The following is a 1,479-nucleotide window of genomic DNA, read 5'->3' as shown; positions in this document are numbered from 1 at the left end:
CCCCCATGAGCGACTGCCGTGGTTTCCCCCACTCGCGCTTTGCATCAAGACAGGTGCGGACGCAGGTTCCGCACACAGCTTATTCTAGGGACAAAACCATGAACCGTCCAGAAGATTTTGAGGGGTTGGGTCTGTAAACGTAAGTTACTCCCTGAGCCATCTGCTCCTGGTATAGTATCTCTTCATGCCCGTCAAAATTAATGACCAGTGCATACCATGCATCTTCTTGTGGCAAATTGAACACAGCATAGCCCAACTCATCTGTCCTGGCCTGCCCTTGTCCGATCACCCGAACCGAAGCGTTGTGAACCGGATCGCCTTTTTGATCAAGGATCCGAACTCGGCTAGCTCTGTATTCATTGGGAGAGCTGGTAACAGCTGAGCTCATTCCTGTGGGGCGATCTGGGACTAGATCCACAATGTCTTGTTCATAGCCGTAACGTTTCGGCGTCATCCATTCTATACCATATTTGGCCTGTAAGTATTCCTCGGGTGGATTGGGAACGAGGAAAGTATCTCCAAGGAAGTCGATTGCTTTTAGCTGGGTTACCAGTCTGGCAGGAATCAGGACCCCAGGATGGTGCCTGATATAGTCTTTGATAATCTTATGGCACATCCAATCAATCCTGATGAATGACTTCATCATCGTGACGCCAATGCCGCTATCGTAGGGTTGAACTTCGGTGTAAAAGCCATGTTCCCTGAAGGCACGAACAACAGGCTCTATAACTTCCCTAGTGACTACGTGGATCCCCATCACAGAACCCAAATCCAAATCATCATCCCAGGGTATGAATCCATGTTCTCGGATCGCGCCAAGACAGGTACCTTGCTGCAGAAAGAAGGTCACACCAAATTGATCCAAAATTTGCTTGACTTCTTTAAGCACTGTTTTGGCAGTAACTGGGTCCATGGGTTTAAAGACTTTACATGAAAGTTCCAGAGAGGTTTTATCTGCTCCAAGGTTTTGTTGCACTATATCTTTCCAGTTTTTTCTTTGATTATCCTAAGAGGTTGTCTGAGAAGTCTCATTTGCTACATCCAAGCCCCCGTTGGTTCCCCGAGCGAGGGGGGCTTGGGGGGCAAAAGTCAGTATCAAAAAACTTTTCAGATATCGTCTAATATTGAAAATATAGAGTTACATTACCATGATTGGGCTAATTCCAAGTGATACGCTTACATTTCTTTACTTTGAATTAGAAGGATGACAGACTTCTACCTAACGGGGTTTGAGCTTAATGGCGGCAGCCCCGCGCCCTACCTGAAAGGTGGGCGTCTTGAAGTTACCGTAAGGAGAGTGGAGCCTTTACAGTTGGCAGGCTATGCAGAAAAAGTTTAAAACTCATTAATTAAGGGGCGTTGCTGAATCATGAAATGGTTTCACCTGAAAGGGGGATTTTATGATATTTTAAATAATAAATAAGAAGCCTAATTGATAATTCCAACATTGTCTTGATGCAAAGCGCGAGTGGGGGAAAC

1 protein-coding gene is annotated in these 1,479 nt (G+C 45.9%); it reads right to left on the bottom strand.

Annotated features, from left to right (window positions below):
* Positions 1–79 precede the first annotated feature (79 nt).
* Positions 80–976 (bottom strand): carboxypeptidase-like regulatory domain-containing protein, encoded by an 897-nt coding sequence (locus F6K37_RS11845; protein ID WP_287250330.1) that lies wholly within the window; start codon positions 974–976, stop codon positions 80–82.
* Between the last annotated feature and the right edge of the window lie 503 nt (positions 977–1,479).

It is taken from the genome of Moorena sp. SIO4E2, from assembly GCF_010671945.1.
In the GTDB taxonomy this organism is placed as follows: Bacteria; Cyanobacteriota; Cyanobacteriia; order Cyanobacteriales; family Coleofasciculaceae; genus Moorena; species Moorena producens.
This window is presented reverse-complemented; position numbering and strand designations above follow the sequence as displayed.